An 18,153-nucleotide genomic window follows, 5' to 3' on the forward strand; every position below is an offset into this window, starting at 1 on the left:
GTGGCCTATGACTAAGCTGTATCAGTGGTTAGGGCTTTTGTTATTTATCAGCCCATCTAGCGTTTTAGCTAAGCAGCCAACCATTAATTTTACCGCAACACCTGAACAATGCGTGGCGTTGCATAAAGGCCAAACTTGCTATCAAGATGTATTGTTTCAGTGGCAAACGCCAGCAGCAGGACGTTACTGCTTAATAGAATCTAAAAATCGCCAACAGTTAACTTGTTGGGATGGCCAATCGGTACAGCAATATCAATACAGTTTTGAAGGCGATGCTACCACGGCGTTTAGCCTGATCCGTCACGATAACTTGCAATTGTTAGCAGAGGTTAAAGTTATCGTGACATGGGTATATAAAGCGCCCAAGCAAAGTCCGTCTGGTTGGAGACTGTTTTAATGACATCAACGACAAAGCACATATTGGTAGTGGAGGACGATACCTCGTTAGCCGAGTGGATAAGCGATTATTTAATTGACCATGGTTACAGCATTACGGTTGCCAGTCAGGGTGATTTTGCCCTAACAATGATCGCCGAAGAGGAGCCTGATCTAGTCTTGCTAGATGTGATGTTACCGGTTAAGAATGGCTTTGATGTTTGTAAAGAGGCGCGTGCCTTTTACACTGGGCCGATTTTATTTATGACAGCTTGCGTTGAAGATGGCGATGAAATTCAAGGATTAGAGGTGGGCGCTGATGACTATCTTACCAAACCTATTCGCCCCCAGGTGATGTTAGCGCGGATCAAAGCATTATTGCGCCGCGCTACCGATGACACGATTAAACAGCAGTTGGTGTTTGACACTTTAGTGCTAAATGCCGTGGCAAAATCGGTCACAATTGAGCATCAAGTATTAGATTTAAATGCCAATGAGTTTGATGTTTTATGGTTACTCGCTACAAAAGTTGGCACAGTGGTGAGCCGTTCAGACTTAATTGCCCAGCTACGCGGTATTGAATACGACGGCTTTGACCGTTCTGTTGATATTCGGGTATCACGACTGCGAAAAAAACTGCATGAAGCGCAAAGCCAAGCTTATAAAATCAAAACTATCCGTGGCAAAGGCTATCTATTTTGTCGCGAAGACGACGCGCAATAATCTTATGGATGAGCTATTGGGTAAGGTCGAGTCATGAAAAAACTCATCATCTCTTTAGTGCTGGTGGTACTGGTATCAATAGTTAGCCTTGGTTGGTCAATTAGTGAGTTTGCTAGTCTTACAGCCCCAAGTAGCGATACGCCAACGACCAAAGAGCAATTGACCGCACTAAAGCTAGTAGGTCGTTCATTAGCCCAAAGCCTAGATGATGACCTGGTTGATTCTGCGTACTTTATCGCAAATTGGAATCAGCAAAACCAACAGCAGCTCTCTTTAATTGATGAGGCGATATTTATTTTACCGCCATCATTAGCGGCTCAGTTTAAACGAGATGCCGCTTTATTATTAGAGTCAGATGAAGGGATCTCACTACATTATTGGTTACCGCTTACTAGCCAAGTTCTGAATATTAAAACTCAGTTAGTGTCCCCAGAGGAAATCCGCTTTAGCTGGAATAAGATCTATACCATGTTGTTTTATCTTGGTGTGGTGCTGATTCTATTGGTTTGGGTGTCACCACTTATTAGGCAGCTAATGAACCTGAGTAAAGCTACTAAAACCTTTGGCATGGGGCAACTACAGCAACGGATCAAAGTCAGTAAAACCTCTTATATCGGTGCGATTGAAACAGAGTTTAATCGTATGGCCGATCGTATCCAGCAGCTAGTGGACGATAATAAATTGCTCAGCCGCGCAGTCTCCCATGATTTAAAAACGCCTATCGCTAGGCTGCGTTTTGGTATTGAAGCGCTCGAAGAAACACAAAAAGAACAGCTAAGAGTTAAGTATTTTCAAAGATTAAACCGTGATTTAGATACCATGGAAGAACTGGTTTCAACCCTATTAAGTTATGCTCGGCTTGATGAAGCAAATATTAAACCCGACTTACAAGTGATTGAGCTAAACAGCTGGCTTAAACAGAAGTTGGCAGATCATAGCAATATTGCTTATCCAATTGAATATCAAGCGTCAGAGTCCGCTATTCAGGTCTGTACTGATCCTAAATATCTTTCGATGCAGCTTGCTAACTTGCTTAGTAATGCTGAGCGTTTTGGTCGCTCAGCCATTTTGGTTCGAGTGGAAAGGCAACAGCATCGTGTATTGTTGCATGTCGAGGATGATGGCGAAGGGATCGACAGCAATGAAATTGAGCAAGTTGTTAAGCCATTTGTTCGTGGTCAACAAAGCCGAGATAATGCCGGGCACGGCATGGGGCTAGCAATTGTTAAGCGCATAGGGAGCTGGATGGGAACCGAATTAGTGATTGGGCGTTCAAGCGCATTAAGTGGAGCAAGAATGTCATTGAGCATCGAACTCAAAAGCTAATTCGTTATAGAATCTTACTGGCCCCTAATTGTTGGTCAGCTAACGTGTAATAGCTAAATATCTATCTGAATAACACATATAAAGCGCCTTAATAGGCGCTTTTTTATGTTTATTATCGATTAACTTTGCGACGATACATGTTCCAAAATGTAGTTGGTATTATAAACTCGAGAAGACGGGTCGTTTGGCTTGTTTTTCAGCCCCGTAACTTCTACAACCGTAGAAGTCTCTTTATCTATGGTAGAACTACCCCACAAAATATCAGTTGTCGTTGTGCCTGCACCATACTGAGCCACAGAGTCGCGGTTGGTTTGCTCATTGTTAAAGCTAAAGTATGGATAGCCCGCTTTTTGGCATATCTCGGCAGCCTTGAGCATCACATATTTACGTGTCAGTGCTCGGTCAGTATTGGTGTTACCTACAAAACTGATTTGCCAACTGTCAGGGGCTATTTGCATGGTTTCAAACCCCTTACCAAAGGTCCAAAAGCTCTTCTCTGTATCATAAGGTGTGGCACATGCGGCTAACATAACAGCCAGTAAAACACCTATGAATAGATTTCTATATTGTTTCATTATCATCTCCATTGTAGTCATGGGCATTTAGTTAAAAGCTGTAGCTAACACCTAAAGTTGTTACCCATTGATTGTTACTGCCTACGAGCGGCGAGTCAGCCATATCAGAACTTAAGCGTGAGTAACCAGTAGCTTGAGTAATATCTAAATGTTCAGTTAGCGGTATGACTAATGCGTAACCCGCTTTGTATGCAAATGCGCCATCGCCTTTATATGCTGCACGATCGCTTGTGGCATCTGACTTAGATACACCTGCGTAGTAATTGACGAAATCTTTACTGTAATAGTGCACACCGGCGTAAGGTACAAAATCAGCAAAGCCGATGTTCATTGGTTGGTAGTAAGTAACATCCGCTTGGTAACCGTCGTAGACGCCAGTAACGTCGTGTTGGAATTTACTGGATAAGGTACCTCGCCCGAGTTTGATATCAGCGTTTAAACCTAAATCGCCACTGATCTTACGGTCTTTCATACCGGTTAATACATCTGCGTCATTAGAATCAAACCCTGGGTTTGTGACAACAAAGGCACTAAAGTTGATAGCGCTATCATTGTTACCAAAAAAGCGATAGTTAATACCTGATAGATCAGCGTTAAAGTCTTCGCCATGGTAACCACCGTTAATATATACGCCGGTCTTATGGTCTTGGCCTTTATAAAACTCACTACCCGTTGCTGCACCTGCTCCAGCAAAAAACTGGCCTTCGTGGCTATAAATATTACCGTTACGAATATAGGTGTTGTCTGCTGCAAACACTGAGTTAGTAAGTAATAGAGTCGAGATAACTAAACAAGTCTTTTTCATAGGTTAGTCCTTTTACGTCCTTCAAATATCAGTGGAGTAACTATATTTGATGGCGGATTAGGACTCTGTATCCAAATGTAACCTGAGACTGTGCTTTTACAAAATGACTTGAGTTATGTGGCTGAAAGCTGCTTGTAGCCGAGATTGTAAGTCGGTATTCAACTCTTAATAAACAGAAGGCTTAATGTAACTTTTTCTTATAAAGAATAATTGCTCCCCCCAGTCTTTTCATAGAAAGTCCGAAAGGTCGGTATCGCCGATGCGGACATACAAAAAAGCCACTCTGTCATCAACAAAGTGGCTTCATGTAACTTTTTCTTATAAAGAATAATTGCTCCCCCCAGTCTTTTCATAGAAAGTCCGACAGGTCGGTATCGCCAATGCGCACATACAAAAAAGCCACTTTGTCATCAACAAAGTGGCTTCATGTAAATTAAATTGCTCCCCAGAATACCGACCGCTGGTGTAGCCCTTGAACCGTAGGTTCAAGGCGGGTAAATGAATACCTCCTAAGGCTTCTCGGTACGAGCCGAGCTTGCACAATGTCAGTAAAACATTCACCCTGGGTTTGTAATTATCGGCACAGGGACATTACCAGCTAGCGAATATCCCAGGGAGCAAAACTTGTGTTCGTAAACCAGTCGGGTGACTTAAATGGGCTTACGAAAAAACTGTTAACAGCTGCTGATTAAGCAAGCTCTATTATAACGATGTTTCGTCGGGTTTTGTAGCGCGTTCAACCAACGCATCTTCAAGTGTCGACTGCAGCAAACCGATTTTATTATCCATCTGCTTTATATAATCTTGATTCTTCTGCTGTTCTTCTAACAGCTCATAGCCGGTATTTAATGCTGCCATAATGGCGATTTCTTCACGGCTAATGTTATTAGTACGCGCTTTGAGCGAGGTTAACTGCTTTTCAAGGTTATTTGCCACATGCCTAAGCGCAGTTTCTCGTCCTTCTGGACAAGCAATAGAGTAGGTACGACCCATAAGGGTAATTTCAATCGCCTTGCTACTCATTCCGAGAAGAGTCCTTTAACCGTGTACTTGAGCGGACTATATCGGTCTCACTAGCAAAGTGCAACACGATCGGCTCGCAAACTGATGCAGTTTAGATTAATTGTTGTTTAGATCGCCATTGGCGTATAAACATAAACCAGTTTGTACTCATATACGTCATTAAGTACTGAAGCATAGCAAGTGCATGCTCAGCTTGAACAAAGAGCAACTATTGATTGCCGCGTTAATGGTGAATCGATTTGCCAGTCAATGCCCGACAGAGTCGATTGCTGCTTTTGTGGCTAACCCCGCAAACTTTTGCTGACTTTATCGAGCCGACTATTGGTCGACACTCGCACTTCTGCTAGCATGAACACAGTATATTTTGTGATTGGATAACACCTTATGGCGAGCCTACCTACATTGAGCATAGATAAGTTACTTGCAGCACTCAACGCAGCTGAAATTGGTCAGCATCCTGTCGAAGTTCACGGCGCTCTCGTTGGGCTTATTTGTGGCGGGGTAGAGCAAAATGCCTCAGGTTGGACTAAACCTTTACTTGAGCTGATGAATGACGGCCAAGCACTGCCAAAAGATCTGCAAGCCTTGATTGAAGAGCTATACCAAGATGCGGTGACGCGTTTATCTGATACTGACTTTGGTTTTAGCCCTATGTTGCCGCAAGAGGAAGAGTCACTGCCAAAGCGTGTTGAAGCTCTATCACTTTGGGTGCAAAGTTTCCTTACCGGCATCGCGATTATCCAACCTAAGCTAAATCAAGCATCAATTGATGTGCGTGAAGTCATTCAAGATTTGTCTGAGATAGCTCAGGTAGAGTTTGATGTAGCCGAAGATGAAGAGTCAGAAGCGGCATTGATTGAGCTAATGGAGTTTACTCGCATGGCTGCATTGATGTGCTATGCGGAGTTCGGCCCAGCGGTTGAAGATGACCAGCCCATCGATGTGGGTGTGCTTCACTAAAACTCATACCTAAAAACCGCCATCGCAGTAACTTGTAATGGCGGTTTTTGTATCAGCAACACTACCAAGTATTTTTGTTATTGGGTCTATAAACTCATGGCTAATCCTAACGAGCAGGCTTTTCTAGCTACTACCACACAGATCCTTGATGTCGATATCGCGATTGTCGGCGGCGCAATGGCGGGGGCGACCTTAGCCCTAGGCCTGGCTGAGCTTGCTAAGCAGCAAGCGAGTATTGGCGATAATACACCAATTAAAATAGCGCTTATCGAGGCGCATAAGCCCAGCAGTGAGCATCCTGGATTCGACGCCCGCTCAATCGCTATCTCCCATGGCTCTATCTTTAAGCTACAACAGCTGGGTCTTTGGCAACATCTACAATCTTTAGCAACGCCAATTAGCAATATTCATGTCTCCGATCGTGGCCACTTTGGCATGACAGAGCTTAATAGCGAGTCACTTCAGCTGCCGTACCTAGGGCAAGTGGTCGAGCTTGAAGCCGTGGGTAACAAGCTGTTTAGCCTGCTTGAAAAAAGTGATATTGAGCTCTATTGCCCGAACAAATTGCAAAGCGTTGAAGCGCGCATTGACTCACAACTGTTGACTCTAGACGATGGTCAGCAGATCTCGGCAAAACTACTGGTCGCCGCAGATGGAGTTAACTCTAAGGTGCGTCAGGCTTTTAAGCAGCCACTAGAACAGGTCGAATTTGGTCAGAGCGCAATTATCGCCAATATTCACACCAAGCAGCCACATAACGGTTGGGCCTATGAGCGCTTTACTCAAACCGGACCATTAGCCTTATTGCCAATGGCTGATAGCAAAGGTGAGTCGCGTTTATCTTTAGTGTGGGCACTTGCGCCCGATGAAGCAGAGCAGTTATTAACGGCGCCCAAGAGTGAATTTATCGACAAATTACAGCATGCTTTTGGCTATCGAGCCGGACGATTTGTTGATGTAGGTAATCGCTTTAGCTACCCATTGACCCTGTCGTATATGCCTAGACCGATATACCATCGCACCGTCTTTTTAGGCAACGCCGCCCAGACCCTGCACCCGATTGCAGGTCAAGGTTTTAACTTAGGCCTGCGCGACGTGGTATGCTTGATTGACTCGCTTAAGCAAGTACTTACTAACCCGCAGTGTCCTGCTAGTTTAGATATTGGTAGCACAGAGTTAACTCATCGCTACCTTGAGCGACGTAAGGCTGACAGACAAAGCACTATGAACAATATCGAGTTTTTAGTGCGCGGTTTTTCAAATGATTATTGGCCGATGGTAGCCGGACGCAATCTCGGACTACGATTGCTTTCTTGGTTTCCGCCATTAAAGGCCCCTGTTGCACGCCGCGCAATGGGCTGGAGTAAAGGCTAGGCGTTACAACGGGTTCAACCTATACAACCGTAACAGTCACCATTAGCAGAGCCTGAAAAGGCAAACTAATGGCCGCGTAATTCACGCTATGAGCAGTATTTTGAGTAAGGGTAAAAGATGTTAAGCACACAAACTTATGATGTCGCAATTGTTGGTGGAGGCATGGTTGGCCTTGCTACGGCTATTGGTTTAGCGATGGAAGGCATTAAAGTCGTGGTGATTGATGCGGGTCAGACCCAAGCCGTTTCAGGTGCGCCTAAGCTTAGAGTGAGTGCCATCAACAAGGCTAGCCAGCAACTTATTACTAACTTAGGTGCCTGGCCTTACTTGGCTGCATCGAGAGTGAGTCCTTACCAAAAAATGCAGGTGTGGGACAAAGACAGCCTAGGCAAGATTGATTTTGACGCCCATTCACTCAGCGAAACCCATCTTGGTTCGATTATCGAAAACGACGCTATTGCCTTTGCATTAGCCGAGCGCGCTAGCGAGTTTAGCGAGCTGACTTATATTGAGAATCAGCGCCTAGAACGTATCGCTTTTGGTGAGCGTGAAGCTTGGCTAACCTTAGATAATGGCGACAGCATTAGTGCGGCCCTAGTGATTGCTGCCGACGGTGCCAACTCCTGGGTACGCGAGCAGTGTAAGATCCCCATGACCTTCTGGGATTATAACCATCACGCTATTGTGGCCACTATTCGCACCGAGTTGCCCCATGGCGACACTGCAAGGCAAGTATTCGATAGCGAAGGCCCATTAGCCTTCTTGCCATTATACGAAAAAGATCTGTGCTCCATCGTCTGGTCGGTGTCACCGCAAAAAGCCGAGCAGTTACTGGCATTGGATAAAGTTGATTTTGAACGTGCATTGACCGCCGCCTTCGATGGTCGCTTAGGCATGTGCACCCTTGAGAGTGAGCGTCAGTCATTCCCGCTACGTATGCGTTACGCGCGTCACTTTGCACGGCCGCGTTTGGTGTTAGCTGGCGATGCGGCCCACACCATACATCCGTTAGCTGGTCAGGGAGTTAACTTAGGTTTTCTCGATGCCGCCAGCATAGTCGAGGTGATAAGGGAGCTTAAGCTGCAGGGTAAAGATATTGGCGACTATAAACACCTACGGGATCTTGAACGTTGGCGCAAAGCCGAAGCACTAGAAATGATCACTGCGATGGAAGGCTTTAAGAGGTTATTCCAAGGCACAAACCCGATTAAGAAAGCCATCCGCGATCTGGGCTTAAATATCGTCGACAATTTTGCGCCTTTGAAAACACTGTTTATTCAACAGGCGCTAGGTAACAAGACAAATCTACCTAAGTTGTGTCAGCGGTCTAAAAATTAACAATTTGAACTCATTAGTTAAGGCTGAATAAGTCTTTAATTTCATCGACTTGTTTTTTGTTATCTGCGTAACTGCTGTTTTGGTGTGAAGATTTAACAAATTGATAATGAGAAAAACTAATGACAAAACTGTTCGGATTAGAAAATTCTTTTGTATACAAAGTCGTGTCTCAAGGTATAATTTCGCCGCATTTTAATACGACTACATTGATCTGCTGCTAGTCACTTTATCGGTATCTTGTATCTGTACCCTACAAAAGTACCCGATATAAGTACGTTATATAAAGTGTAAAGTGATGGCGGCAGTTGCAGACTAGAAGACCCCAAAGAAGGGATAGAAATGGCTAACAAAACTGTACTTTTTAACAAGCATCTAGAATCGAACGGCAAAATGGTAGATTTCCATGGTTGGGATATGCCACTAAACTACGGTTCACAAATCGAAGAGCATCATGCGGTTCGTCAAGACGCAGGTATGTTCGACGTATCTCACATGACAGTAGTCGACGTGATCGGTGATGACGCTTGTGCCTTTTTACGTAAACTGCTAGCCAACGACGTCGCTAAGCTAAAAGTTCCTGGTAAGGCGCTATACGGCGGTATGCTTGACCATAACGGCGGCGTAATCGACGACCTTATCACTTATTACCTATCAGATACCGAGTACCGCATTGTTGTTAACTCAGCAACGCGTGAAAAAGATCTAGCTTGGATCAGCGAGCAAGTTAAAGGCTTCAGCGTTGAAGTCACCGAGCGTCCAGAGCTTGCGATGATTGCTGTTCAAGGCCCAAATGCTAAGGCAAAAGCGGCAACAGTATTTAACGATGCACAAAACGCAGCAATCGAGGGTATGAAGCCTTTCTTCGGCGTGCAATCTGATTCACTGTTTATCGCAACTACAGGCTATACAGGCGAAACTGGCTACGAAGTTATCGTGCCTAGTGACGAAGCTGAAGCGCTATGGCAAGCATTTTTAGATGCAGGCATTCGCCCTTGTGGTCTAGGTGCTCGTGATACCCTACGTTTAGAAGCCGGTATGAACCTTTACGGCCTAGATATGGACGAAAGCGTTAACCCGCTTGCAGCCAACATGGGTTGGACTGTGGCATGGGAGCCTGCGGATCGTGACTTTAACGGTCGCCAAGCGCTAGAAAAGATTAAAGCAGAAGGTACAGACAAGCTTGTTGGCCTCATCATGGACGCTAAAGGCGTTATCCGTCACGGCATGTCAGTATTCTTTACCGACAGCGACGGTGTAGAGCAGCATGGTACCATCACCAGTGGCACATTCTCGCCAACGCTAGGCTACTCAATTGCTATGGCTCGCGTACCGCGCAGCATCGGCGAAGTAGCTGAAGTGGAAATGCGTAAGAAGCGTGTACCAGTAAAGGTTATCGCACCGTCGTTTGTACGCAATGGTAAACAAGCATTCTAATTTTTCTGGGTTAATACTGGCTATTTAGTCCTACTTTGTTGTCGCCAGTGCTCATTGATACTTATCAACTGCGCGCTGGCTCCTAAAATTAGCACTAAATTCCTGCGTATTTAGCTCAGAAAAAGGTTTGTTTAAACCGTTTGTGATGCCGCGAATATAAAATGTAGTCGTGGCATGTAAGGTAGCAAAATTGACGATTTCATCTATTTTTAGCTAACGCTTAATAAAGCGTAAAAATAATAGATTTACCTCGTTGAACTAAAACAATGTGGCAAACGTCAAAAAGTAGATGAAATCGCTGCACTTATGATGTAAAACAGGTGCAAAAATTGATATAAGCCTTAATAGGCAAGTCAGTGTAACCTCTTATTAAATACAGAATTAGAACATCGAATAAGGATTTAGACCAATGAGCAATATCCCAGCTGAACTTAAATATGCTTCTTCTCACGAGTGGATCCGTAAAGAAGAAGACGGTAGCTACACAGTCGGTATCAGTGAGCACGCTCAAGAGCTTTTGGGTGACATGGTGTTCGTTGAGTTGCCAGAAGTGGGTGACGACGTAAATGCTGGTGAAGACTGCGCAGTAGCTGAATCAGTAAAAGCAGCATCAGACATCTACGCACCACTTTCAGGCGAAGTTATCGCAGTAAACGAAGCACTGGAAGATTCTCCAGAGCTAGTTAACAGCGACGCATTCGGTGACGGTTGGTTCTTCCGCGTAATGCCAACAGATCTCGCTGAACTAGACAACTTGCTTGATGCCGAAGGTTATCAAGCGGTTATCGACGACGAATAAGCGTCGATGACTCACAAAGCCCCAACTCATCGCTGATTGGGGCTTTGTTCGTTATATGGCTTTAAGCAAAATTAACAGGCATGTAAGTGAAAATATTTTGGCACGCGATGTAATCCAAAGTATCTAAGCGAACGTAAATAAGCCTCGGCAAAAAGGCCAAACAACACAAGCATTCTAAAACTAAATAGACCGGTAGCACCGCCCCCTACAGGCAGGATACTGGCAAATATGGAACTAGGTTACTCATGACCACAGAAACCCTTACGCAGTTAGAGCAGCACGAATTATTTCTACGCCGCCACATTGGCCCTGGTGCAGACCAGCAGCAAGAAATGCTTAACTTTGTCGGTGCTGAATCACTAGAAGATTTGACCGCACAAATTGTGCCTGGTGCGATTTTGCTAAACCGTGACTTAGCGGTTGGCGATGCATGTGGCGAAGCAGAAGGCTTAGCTTATATCCGCAAAATTGCAGACAAAAATAAGGTCTTCAAAAGCTACATTGGCATGGGCTACCACGGTACTGAAGTGCCAACGGTTATCCAACGTAACGTATTAGAAAATCCAGGTTGGTACACAGCGTACACGCCTTATCAGCCAGAGATTGCTCAAGGCCGTCTTGAAGCGATTCTAAACTTCCAGCAGCTGTCAATGGACCTAACCGGCCTTGATTTAGCTTCTTCATCACTACTTGATGAGGCAACTGCTGCCGCCGAAGCAATGGCATTGTCTAAGCGTGTGTCTAAAGCTAAAAAAGCGAACATCTACTTTGTGGCTGACGATGTATTTCCGCAAACAATTGACGTGATTAAAACTCGCGCCGAGTGTTTTGGTTTTGAAGTTGTCGTTGGTCCTGCTGAAGATGCCGTTAACTATGAGCTATTTGGTGCCCTGTTCCAGTACACCAACCGTCATGGTCAAATTACCGATTTCACTGAATTATTTGCCAAGCTACATGAGAAAAAGGCGCTAGCGTCAGTTGCTGCCGATATCATGTCGTTAGTGGTACTTAAGTCACCAGGTTCTATGGGCGCCGATGTCGTATTTGGTAACTCACAGCGTTTTGGTGTACCAATGGGCTTTGGTGGTCCACACGCAGCATTCTTCGTAACCCGTGATGCGCACAAGCGTTCACTACCGGGCCGTATTATCGGTGTATCACAAGATACTCGCGGTAACCGCGCACTGCGTATGGCAATGCAGACTCGCGAGCAGCATATCCGCCGCGAAAAAGCTAACTCAAACATCTGTACTGCGCAGGTTCTGCTGGCAAACATGGCGTCGTTCTACGCGGTATACCATGGCCCACAGGGTCTTAAAACTATCGCCGAGCGTATTCATCGCCTAACTGATATCGTTGCTGCAGGTCTTACTGCAAAAGGTGTTGAGCTAGTAAATAACACTTGGTTTGATACTTTATCAATTAAAGGCTTAGACGTTGCCGCTGTACAAGCGCGTGCGGTAGCTGCAGGCCTAAACCTACGCATCGACAGCGATGGTGTGATTGGTTTAAGTTTATCTGAAACCACCATTCGCACTGACGTAGCAGAGCTATTTGACGTTCTTTTAGGTGAAGGTCACGGCCAAGATGTTGCCGCACTAGATGCCGCCATTATTGCTAACGGCAGCGCATCTATCCCAAGCGAGCTTGTACGCACCGATGCAATATTAACGCACCCAACATTTAACCGTTACCAGAGCGAAACGGAAATGATGCGTTATATCAAGCGTCTAGAGAACAAAGATTTAGCGCTAAACCACTCTATGATCTCGCTTGGATCATGCACAATGAAGCTAAACGCAGCAACCGAGATGATGCCTATCTCTTGGCCTGAGTTTGGTAACATGCACCCATTCTGCCCGCAAGATCAGGCACAAGGTTATGCACAGTTGCTTGAAGAGCTATCTGCATGGTTAGTGGATATCACAGGTTACGACGCGGTATCGCTACAGCCTAACTCTGGTGCACAGGGTGAATACGCGGGTCTTCTGGCTATTAAGCAATACCATGAATCACGTGGCGATGCGCACAGAAACATCTGTCTAATCCCACAATCAGCTCACGGTACTAACCCAGCATCGGCGCAGCTTGCAGGCATGAAAATCGTGGTAACCGCTTGTGATAAAGCCGGTAACATCGACATGGATGACCTAAAGGCGAAAGCGGCTGAAGTGGCTGACAACCTATCTTGCATCATGGTGACATACCCATCGACTCACGGTGTGTATGAAGAAACCATCGGTGAGATCTGTGAAGTGATCCATCAGCACGGCGGTCAGGTTTACCTAGATGGCGCTAACATGAACGCACAGGTAGGCCTAACATCGCCAGGCTTTATCGGCGCTGACGTATCGCACCTTAACCTACACAAAACCTTCGCTATTCCACACGGCGGCGGTGGACCTGGTATGGGCCCAATCGGTGTTAAAAAGCACCTTGCGCCATTCCTTTCTGGTCACGCGGTAGTTAAGCACGGACTAGAGTCAGACAACAATGGCGCGGTGTCAGCTGCACCATTTGGTAGCGCAGGCATCCTGCCTATTACTTGGATGTACATCAAGTTACTGGGCAAGAAAGGTCTACGTCAGTCAACACAAGTAGCACTGCTTAACGCTAACTACATGATGAAGAAGCTGTCTGAGCACTACCCAGTGCTATACACAGGTCGAAATGACCGTGTAGCGCACGAGTGCATCATCGACTTACGTCCGCTTAAAGAAGCGTCAGGCGTGACCGAGATGGATATTGCTAAGCGCCTAAATGACTACGGCTTCCACGCGCCAACCATGAGCTTCCCTGTAGCGGGTACCTTAATGATTGAGCCAACAGAGTCAGAGTCTAAGGTTGAGCTAGACAGATTTATCGAGGCAATGGTGTCTATTCGTGGCGAAATCGCCAAGGTAGAAGCAGGTGAGTGGCCAGTGGATAACAACCCACTGCACAACGCGCCGCACACACTAGCAGACATCATGGATCCAGACTTTGATTCACGTCCTTACAGCCGTGAAGTTGCCGTGTTCCCGACTAAAGCGGTTAAGGCGAATAAGTTCTGGCCAACGGTTAACCGTATTGATGATGTGTTTGGTGACCGAAATCTAATGTGTTCTTGTGCACCAGTCTCTGACTACGAATAATTTATAATGGCTACTTAGCCTCGATAATACGGCTTCAGCCTTAGGTTTTCACTGCTCATTGACTGGAGTCAACTCCGCGGCGAAAACCATCGGCTTCATTGTCTTAACATCGGCAGTAACGCCATTACGTAAAACGCACCCTTAGTGGTGCGTTTTTTATTGAGTGAATTTTAAAGATAAATCTAACATTAGGCTGTTGCAACCTATGGCATTAGCTCGCAGAATCAGTGTTATAGCGCTTAATTTAAACCACTTGATTTAAACCAGAGCAGAGTAACGGAAATACCGATGAGTAAGATAGATTTAGAGCAACAACTTCCTATTACGATTAGTGCCGATAGCGGCTTTTCAAGTTCGCTGAAACCGTTATTGCTTGAGCTAGAAATGTGGATCAATTTTCAGGCGTTGAAAGCCGATTGGTATGGCGATGAAGCCTGTATCTTGGCTTTCGACTTTACCTTGGTTAGGAGCTTGGAAGATAAAGGGCTGGCTGTTAGTGAAAAGAGTGGGAGCGCTGGGACAGGAAAAGAATGGGTATCGGGTGATGGTTACGCCTATTGTTACGACAGCACGAGCTTAAACACCACAGCTTTTATTGCAGTTGCTGACTTGCTTACGCCTATAAAGGGCGGTGTGGGCATTGAGCAGGCGATAAAGCAGCGGTTGGTTGGGGTGGTTAACTCTATAGGTAAACATCATGGGTTGGTGAGTTTGGGGTGAGTGTTTTGGTGGTTTTGAATTGAAAAAGCGAACTGGAGAGTTCGCTTTTTTGTTGAGACGGGAAAGTTTACTCTGACCGCACTTATTCGAAGTGATGTGTTTTTTAACAGTGAATTCATTATCCACTTTAAAGAAAGCCTTATAAAAAGAATAGGTTGCATTTATATTTGTCGTTAGTAAGTCATCTAGTAGCGATTAAAGTCACAAATTTTGAATAACCTCCTGTATTGTCGCTAAATTTAATGGTTCAGCAGCATAAATTTATGTATAAGGTCGCTCGGATTATCGAGAGATAGATAATGGGTCTAAATCCGATAATGGCTAATCTATTGGAATTATTGAATAAATGTTTAAAAAGATACTTGTTGTTGCGGGCGCTTTAGCTTTGGCATCATGCGCACAGATTAAACACACTAACTTGACTCGCACAGATGTTGGATTAGTACCAGAAAGAGCGGTATTTATTGAGATCCCTAAAGACGGTGAGTATGGGACAATTAATTACCTGAATTCATCTTCAAAGCTTGTGAACATGTTGCGCGGAGAGTTCATTAAGCATTCTTCTGTAATTGAAGTGTGTGCAGCCGAAGCTTGCAATGCTCAGCTTGAAAAAAATCAAGATGCTTACCTAGTGAAGCCAAAGATTCTGCACTGGGAAGATCGAGAGACTCAATGGTCTTTTAGACCTGACGTTGTTGAAATTCAACTTTCAGTTATCGATATGGAAACAGGCAAGGAAGTTAGAAGCACTATTTATAGAGCTAAGAGCCGTGTAATTCAGTTCTTTGCAGGTACTAGCCCAGAAGATATTTTAGAAAGACCTACTCGCGAAGCGGTAGCTTCTTTTTACTTATAAGTTAAATTAATTTTTATAACACATCATAGATATCTATGATAAAAGGCGTGTTTGTTAGCCTCCTACTAAGCTTTAGAGATTGCTGAAGTAGGAGGTTGTTTTTTTCTTTATTAGCTCGTCCTAGAATTACACTCATTAGCTTGGAACTCTCTATTTAACTAAAGTTCTTATTACCACTGTTTAGCCGTGTGGTTCGACGAGTTCTTTTATGCATTAATCAGAGCCACTCATGATTTGAGTTAACCGAGGGTGGCTATTTTTTGATTATCTATGATAAGTGTCTGCTTCACGTGGTGCTTTTACCATATAAACTCATCGCCAAAATATAAGGCCCATCCACTTATGGTTAAGGTTAGGTCGGTTGGATTACCATATTCGTCAAGTACTCGTATCGTCATCGAGTTGGCTAATTGATTATCTAGTCCTGAAGGCCAAACTGTTTGAGAAAATTCCTTGCCGTACATCGCTGCAAGTTTAACAATTGGTTTGAGCGATGTAGGGTTTTTTGTGTTCAATTTAAACTCAGTTACTTTTTTTTCAACATCTGGACTTTGATAACTTTTAGTTTCGTTTCTAAGGGCTTCAACATAGAAAAGGCGATCTTTTTTTGTTACTCGTAGCGCGGCTACACCTGGCATTGAATAAACCGTTCCAAGAGAGTTAGGTTTTCTTATATTTATTTGTTTTGGGTTTGCTATTGTGAATTTCCTATTGTTGTTGGCGGTTAATTCGTAATATCTAAGGTATAGTTTCTTGTTAAATTTATCTTTCTCTTGGTTATATTTTTGGGTTAAAGAAAAGTCTTTGTTTTGATAACTCAAAGGAATTAATGTATTTATGGTAACTGCATTATTTTGTTGGTTCTTATCATCGCAAGTATTACGAGTGATTTCGTTTTTAGTTATTTTATGCGTAGCAGTAACTTCTACACAAACATCGATTGTTTCTATGAGCCCAGAGTTGTTACTAATATAGAATACTCTGGCAGGGTTACTTCTTTTGGGTGGCTTTTTACCTTTTCTCGGCTTTGCACCGCTATTGCTTATAAAGTGGGGGAGTTTGTTAAATTCATATTCAACATTCCAGCCATTACGTGGCAGTAAATCGTGGGTATATCTTTCTTTAATCAAAAATTGAGGCTTGATGAAGTTAGGCCCCAATTTATATTCAATAAGCACTGGTGATTGCATTTTACCATTTGCATAAATCTCATTTTTATTATCTAAAGGTGTTTTATATGATGATACCTTAAGGACTTCGATGCCCTGATTATCGTCAGTGTAAGGAGTCGCTGAGAAAGCCTCTTTACTCGCAAAGTTTGAAAATAGTAAAAGTATACTTACCGATATTAAAGTATATTTTTTTGTATTGACGTTAAGATTTTTGTTGAAAATATTCATAGTACTGACTTCCATATTGTTGATATGAGATATTGATGTCGGTAAATAAGTGGAGCAGATCAAACTCATTCTGTTTGTTTTGAAGGACCCCATTATTTTTTGTGACCTTTATTGAGGAAGTCAGAGTAAACCCGGTTTTGGTTGTTTTGAAGGTCAACTTATTTTTTGTGTTTTCGTACTTGTGCCTACTCGTTTATCAATCTCATCTTTAAATTTCTCATTTACGATTGCCACGCGTTTGCGAGTGTTTTGCATCATAGCCTCAATGACTTTTGCTTCTGTTTTATATGAATGATTAACAATGGGGGGCTTTGTTTTAGTTTTAGCTTGGTTTTATTACCAATCAGCACCTTTTCACAGTTCAGCCTATCAAAAGCAAAAATAATAGATTTGCAATTGTCACTTTGTACTTATAATCGCTTTTAAATTAGTGGTTTAGCTCTGTGTTTTGGCTCAACCATAGACACCCATAGTTAATGGCATGTTTGTCGGCCTCATCTTACTAAGCTTTAGGTGATTTATCATGGGGGCTATGATTTCATCTTCTTTTTTTTGAGGGGGTAGAGCGTTTAAATTTTTTAAATCAGTACTTTAAATTGGCACTCTCTTCGTTTTGCCTTAGGAGAGGTGCCAATAGAGTTGCTATTTAGCTAATAGCGTAATGCTTGGCGAGGTACTCTAAATGAGCTGGAACAATTAATGTTTTTGGACGTAAAGCTTGTATGCGGGATTTCACTTTCGGCCAGGCTAAACCTTGTTCTAGCATAATAATGGCGGCTACTAGGCCTGTCCGACCTGAACCTCCTCGGCAATGAATGGCTAGGGTACACTTATCGTCAATGAGCGACATTATTTGTTGTTTAGTTTTAGTAAAGGCTGCATCAAAGTCTTCCGCTGGTGCGCAGTCATCTTCAATCGGTAATGTAAACCAAGTTAATTCTTGAGCTTGTATCTCATCACCGAGATTCGCCACATCTAGTTTAATCATCTCTTCTGGGGTAACCGTTGAAATGACAGCCACCGCACCGGCTTGCTTTAAGGTTGAGACAGATCCCGCAAGGCCTGCATCTTTTGTCCCTGGGCAAGGTGTAAAAATTAAGCTGGCACCATTATCAAGCGTTAATAAATCATATGGATGAGACATAAATAATCCTTTGCATAGTTAGCTAGTTTATCGCAATTTATGCCACTAAGTGTAAGTTCTGGTTAATCCAATTAGCAAGCATCAAACTGTTGGTGAACTTTTTCGCTCATCGACTGGTATATGATTTTTAATCCAGATCAATAAGAAAGAGTGTTATATAAGTGTAT

The 18,153-nt window shown here is 43.8% G+C and carries 16 protein-coding genes and 1 other RNA gene; 11 read left to right on the top strand and 6 right to left on the bottom strand.

What is annotated here, in order from left to right:
* Window positions 1–7 precede the first annotated feature (7 nt).
* From K5Q73_RS00525 to K5Q73_RS00535, 3 genes are read left to right on the top strand one after another with little or no spacing between them, the layout of a single operon-like run.
* The gene (locus K5Q73_RS00525) at window positions 8–397 is read left to right on the top strand and encodes a DUF3019 domain-containing protein (protein ID WP_220758669.1); all 390 of its coding nucleotides are present in this window, start codon (window positions 8–10) and stop codon (window positions 395–397) included.
* A complete protein-coding gene (locus tag K5Q73_RS00530) occupies window positions 397–1,098 on the top strand; it encodes a response regulator transcription factor (RefSeq protein WP_220758668.1) in 702 nt (233 codons plus the stop codon). Before K5Q73_RS00525 ends, K5Q73_RS00530 begins: the two co-directional genes overlap by 1 nt.
* A gap of 33 nt (window positions 1,099–1,131) precedes the next feature.
* A complete protein-coding gene (locus K5Q73_RS00535; RefSeq protein ID WP_220758667.1) occupies window positions 1,132–2,424 on the top strand; it encodes an ATP-binding protein in 1,293 nt (430 codons plus the stop codon).
* 119 nt (window positions 2,425–2,543) lie between these two features.
* On the opposite strand, the gene K5Q73_RS00540 is transcribed toward K5Q73_RS00535, so the two are convergent.
* The 4 genes from K5Q73_RS00540 to K5Q73_RS00555 all read right to left on the bottom strand — a co-directional run bounded on the left by K5Q73_RS00540 (window position 2,544) and on the right by K5Q73_RS00555 (window position 4,827).
* Window positions 2,544–2,999 (bottom strand): hypothetical protein, encoded by a 456-nt coding sequence (locus tag K5Q73_RS00540; protein ID WP_220758666.1) that lies wholly within the window; start codon window positions 2,997–2,999, stop codon window positions 2,544–2,546.
* Between the two features lie 31 nt (window positions 3,000–3,030).
* The gene (gene ompV / locus K5Q73_RS00545) at window positions 3,031–3,804 is read right to left on the bottom strand and encodes an outer membrane protein OmpV (RefSeq protein WP_220758665.1); all 774 of its coding nucleotides are present in this window, start codon (window positions 3,802–3,804) and stop codon (window positions 3,031–3,033) included.
* 438 nt (window positions 3,805–4,242) lie between these two features.
* Window positions 4,243–4,424: non-coding RNA, 6S RNA (ssrS, locus tag K5Q73_RS00550), on the bottom strand.
* Between the two features lie 82 nt (window positions 4,425–4,506).
* Window positions 4,507–4,827, bottom strand: a complete 321-nt coding sequence (locus K5Q73_RS00555) for a cell division protein ZapA (RefSeq protein ID WP_220758664.1) — start codon at window positions 4,825–4,827, stop codon at window positions 4,507–4,509.
* 384 nt (window positions 4,828–5,211) lie between these two features.
* Between K5Q73_RS00555 and K5Q73_RS00560 the strand changes: the two genes are divergently transcribed.
* The 8 genes from K5Q73_RS00560 (at window position 5,212) to K5Q73_RS00595 (ending at window position 15,442) form a co-directional block, all read left to right on the top strand.
* Window positions 5,212–5,787, top strand: coding sequence for a UPF0149 family protein (locus tag K5Q73_RS00560; RefSeq protein WP_220758663.1), 576 nt, complete (start codon window positions 5,212–5,214; stop codon window positions 5,785–5,787).
* A gap of 96 nt (window positions 5,788–5,883) precedes the next feature.
* Window positions 5,884–7,161, top strand: coding sequence for a 2-octaprenyl-6-methoxyphenyl hydroxylase (gene ubiH, locus K5Q73_RS00565; protein WP_220758662.1), 1,278 nt, complete (start codon window positions 5,884–5,886; stop codon window positions 7,159–7,161).
* A 117-nt stretch (window positions 7,162–7,278) separates the two neighbouring features.
* On the top strand, window positions 7,279–8,499 hold the full coding sequence (locus K5Q73_RS00570; protein WP_220758661.1) for an FAD-dependent oxidoreductase: 1,221 nt from the start codon (window positions 7,279–7,281) through the stop codon (window positions 8,497–8,499).
* A gap of 339 nt (window positions 8,500–8,838) precedes the next feature.
* The gene (gcvT, locus tag K5Q73_RS00575; protein WP_220758660.1) at window positions 8,839–9,933 is read left to right on the top strand and encodes a glycine cleavage system aminomethyltransferase GcvT; all 1,095 of its coding nucleotides are present in this window, start codon (window positions 8,839–8,841) and stop codon (window positions 9,931–9,933) included.
* A 409-nt stretch (window positions 9,934–10,342) separates the two neighbouring features.
* Entirely contained in the window at window positions 10,343–10,732 is a 390-nt protein-coding gene (gene gcvH / locus K5Q73_RS00580; protein WP_220758659.1) for a glycine cleavage system protein GcvH, read from the top strand.
* A gap of 245 nt (window positions 10,733–10,977) precedes the next feature.
* Window positions 10,978–13,866 (top strand): aminomethyl-transferring glycine dehydrogenase, encoded by a 2,889-nt coding sequence (gene gcvP / locus K5Q73_RS00585; protein WP_220758658.1) that lies wholly within the window; start codon window positions 10,978–10,980, stop codon window positions 13,864–13,866.
* 288 nt (window positions 13,867–14,154) lie between these two features.
* Window positions 14,155–14,586, top strand: a complete 432-nt coding sequence (locus K5Q73_RS00590; protein ID WP_220758657.1) for a hypothetical protein — start codon at window positions 14,155–14,157, stop codon at window positions 14,584–14,586.
* 346 nt (window positions 14,587–14,932) lie between these two features.
* On the top strand, window positions 14,933–15,442 hold the full coding sequence (locus K5Q73_RS00595; RefSeq protein ID WP_220758656.1) for a DUF4823 domain-containing protein: 510 nt from the start codon (window positions 14,933–14,935) through the stop codon (window positions 15,440–15,442).
* Window positions 15,443–15,741: 299 nt separating this feature from the next.
* On the opposite strand, the gene K5Q73_RS00600 is transcribed toward K5Q73_RS00595, so the two are convergent.
* Both K5Q73_RS00600 and K5Q73_RS00605 read right to left on the bottom strand, forming a co-directional pair.
* Window positions 15,742–16,842 (bottom strand): hypothetical protein, encoded by a 1,101-nt coding sequence (locus K5Q73_RS00600; protein ID WP_220758655.1) that lies wholly within the window; start codon window positions 16,840–16,842, stop codon window positions 15,742–15,744.
* Between the two features lie 646 nt (window positions 16,843–17,488).
* Window positions 17,489–17,986, bottom strand: a complete 498-nt coding sequence (locus tag K5Q73_RS00605) for a protein phosphatase (RefSeq protein ID WP_220758654.1) — start codon at window positions 17,984–17,986, stop codon at window positions 17,489–17,491.
* Between the last annotated feature and the right edge of the window lie 167 nt (window positions 17,987–18,153).

Origin of the sequence: Shewanella sp. MBTL60-112-B2, assembly GCF_019655055.1 — a bacterium.
Classification (GTDB): Bacteria; Pseudomonadota; Gammaproteobacteria; order Enterobacterales; family Shewanellaceae; genus Shewanella.

Excerpts from the sequence above, each read along its gene's own strand:
- K5Q73_RS00525 (WP_220758669.1), top strand. The coding sequence starts at position 8 with ATGACTAAGCTGTATCAGTGGTTAGGGCTTTTGTTATTTATCAGCCCA.
- K5Q73_RS00530 (WP_220758668.1), top strand. The coding sequence starts at position 397 with ATGACATCAACGACAAAGCACATATTGGTAGTGGAGGACGATACCTCG.
- K5Q73_RS00535 (WP_220758667.1), top strand. The coding sequence starts at position 1,132 with ATGAAAAAACTCATCATCTCTTTAGTGCTGGTGGTACTGGTATCAATA.
- K5Q73_RS00540 (WP_220758666.1), bottom strand. The coding sequence starts at position 2,999 with ATGAAACAATATAGAAATCTATTCATAGGTGTTTTACTGGCTGTTATG.
- ompV (WP_220758665.1), bottom strand. The coding sequence starts at position 3,804 with ATGAAAAAGACTTGTTTAGTTATCTCGACTCTATTACTTACTAACTCA.
- K5Q73_RS00555 (WP_220758664.1), bottom strand. The coding sequence starts at position 4,827 with ATGAGTAGCAAGGCGATTGAAATTACCCTTATGGGTCGTACCTACTCT.
- K5Q73_RS00560 (WP_220758663.1), top strand. The coding sequence starts at position 5,212 with ATGGCGAGCCTACCTACATTGAGCATAGATAAGTTACTTGCAGCACTC.
- ubiH (WP_220758662.1), top strand. The coding sequence starts at position 5,884 with ATGGCTAATCCTAACGAGCAGGCTTTTCTAGCTACTACCACACAGATC.
- K5Q73_RS00570 (WP_220758661.1), top strand. The coding sequence starts at position 7,279 with ATGTTAAGCACACAAACTTATGATGTCGCAATTGTTGGTGGAGGCATG.
- gcvT (WP_220758660.1), top strand. The coding sequence starts at position 8,839 with ATGGCTAACAAAACTGTACTTTTTAACAAGCATCTAGAATCGAACGGC.
- gcvH (WP_220758659.1), top strand. The coding sequence starts at position 10,343 with ATGAGCAATATCCCAGCTGAACTTAAATATGCTTCTTCTCACGAGTGG.
- gcvP (WP_220758658.1), top strand. The coding sequence starts at position 10,978 with ATGACCACAGAAACCCTTACGCAGTTAGAGCAGCACGAATTATTTCTA.
- K5Q73_RS00590 (WP_220758657.1), top strand. The coding sequence starts at position 14,155 with ATGAGTAAGATAGATTTAGAGCAACAACTTCCTATTACGATTAGTGCC.
- K5Q73_RS00595 (WP_220758656.1), top strand. The coding sequence starts at position 14,933 with ATGTTTAAAAAGATACTTGTTGTTGCGGGCGCTTTAGCTTTGGCATCA.
- K5Q73_RS00600 (WP_220758655.1), bottom strand. The coding sequence starts at position 16,842 with ATGAATATTTTCAACAAAAATCTTAACGTCAATACAAAAAAATATACT.
- K5Q73_RS00605 (WP_220758654.1), bottom strand. The coding sequence starts at position 17,986 with ATGTCTCATCCATATGATTTATTAACGCTTGATAATGGTGCCAGCTTA.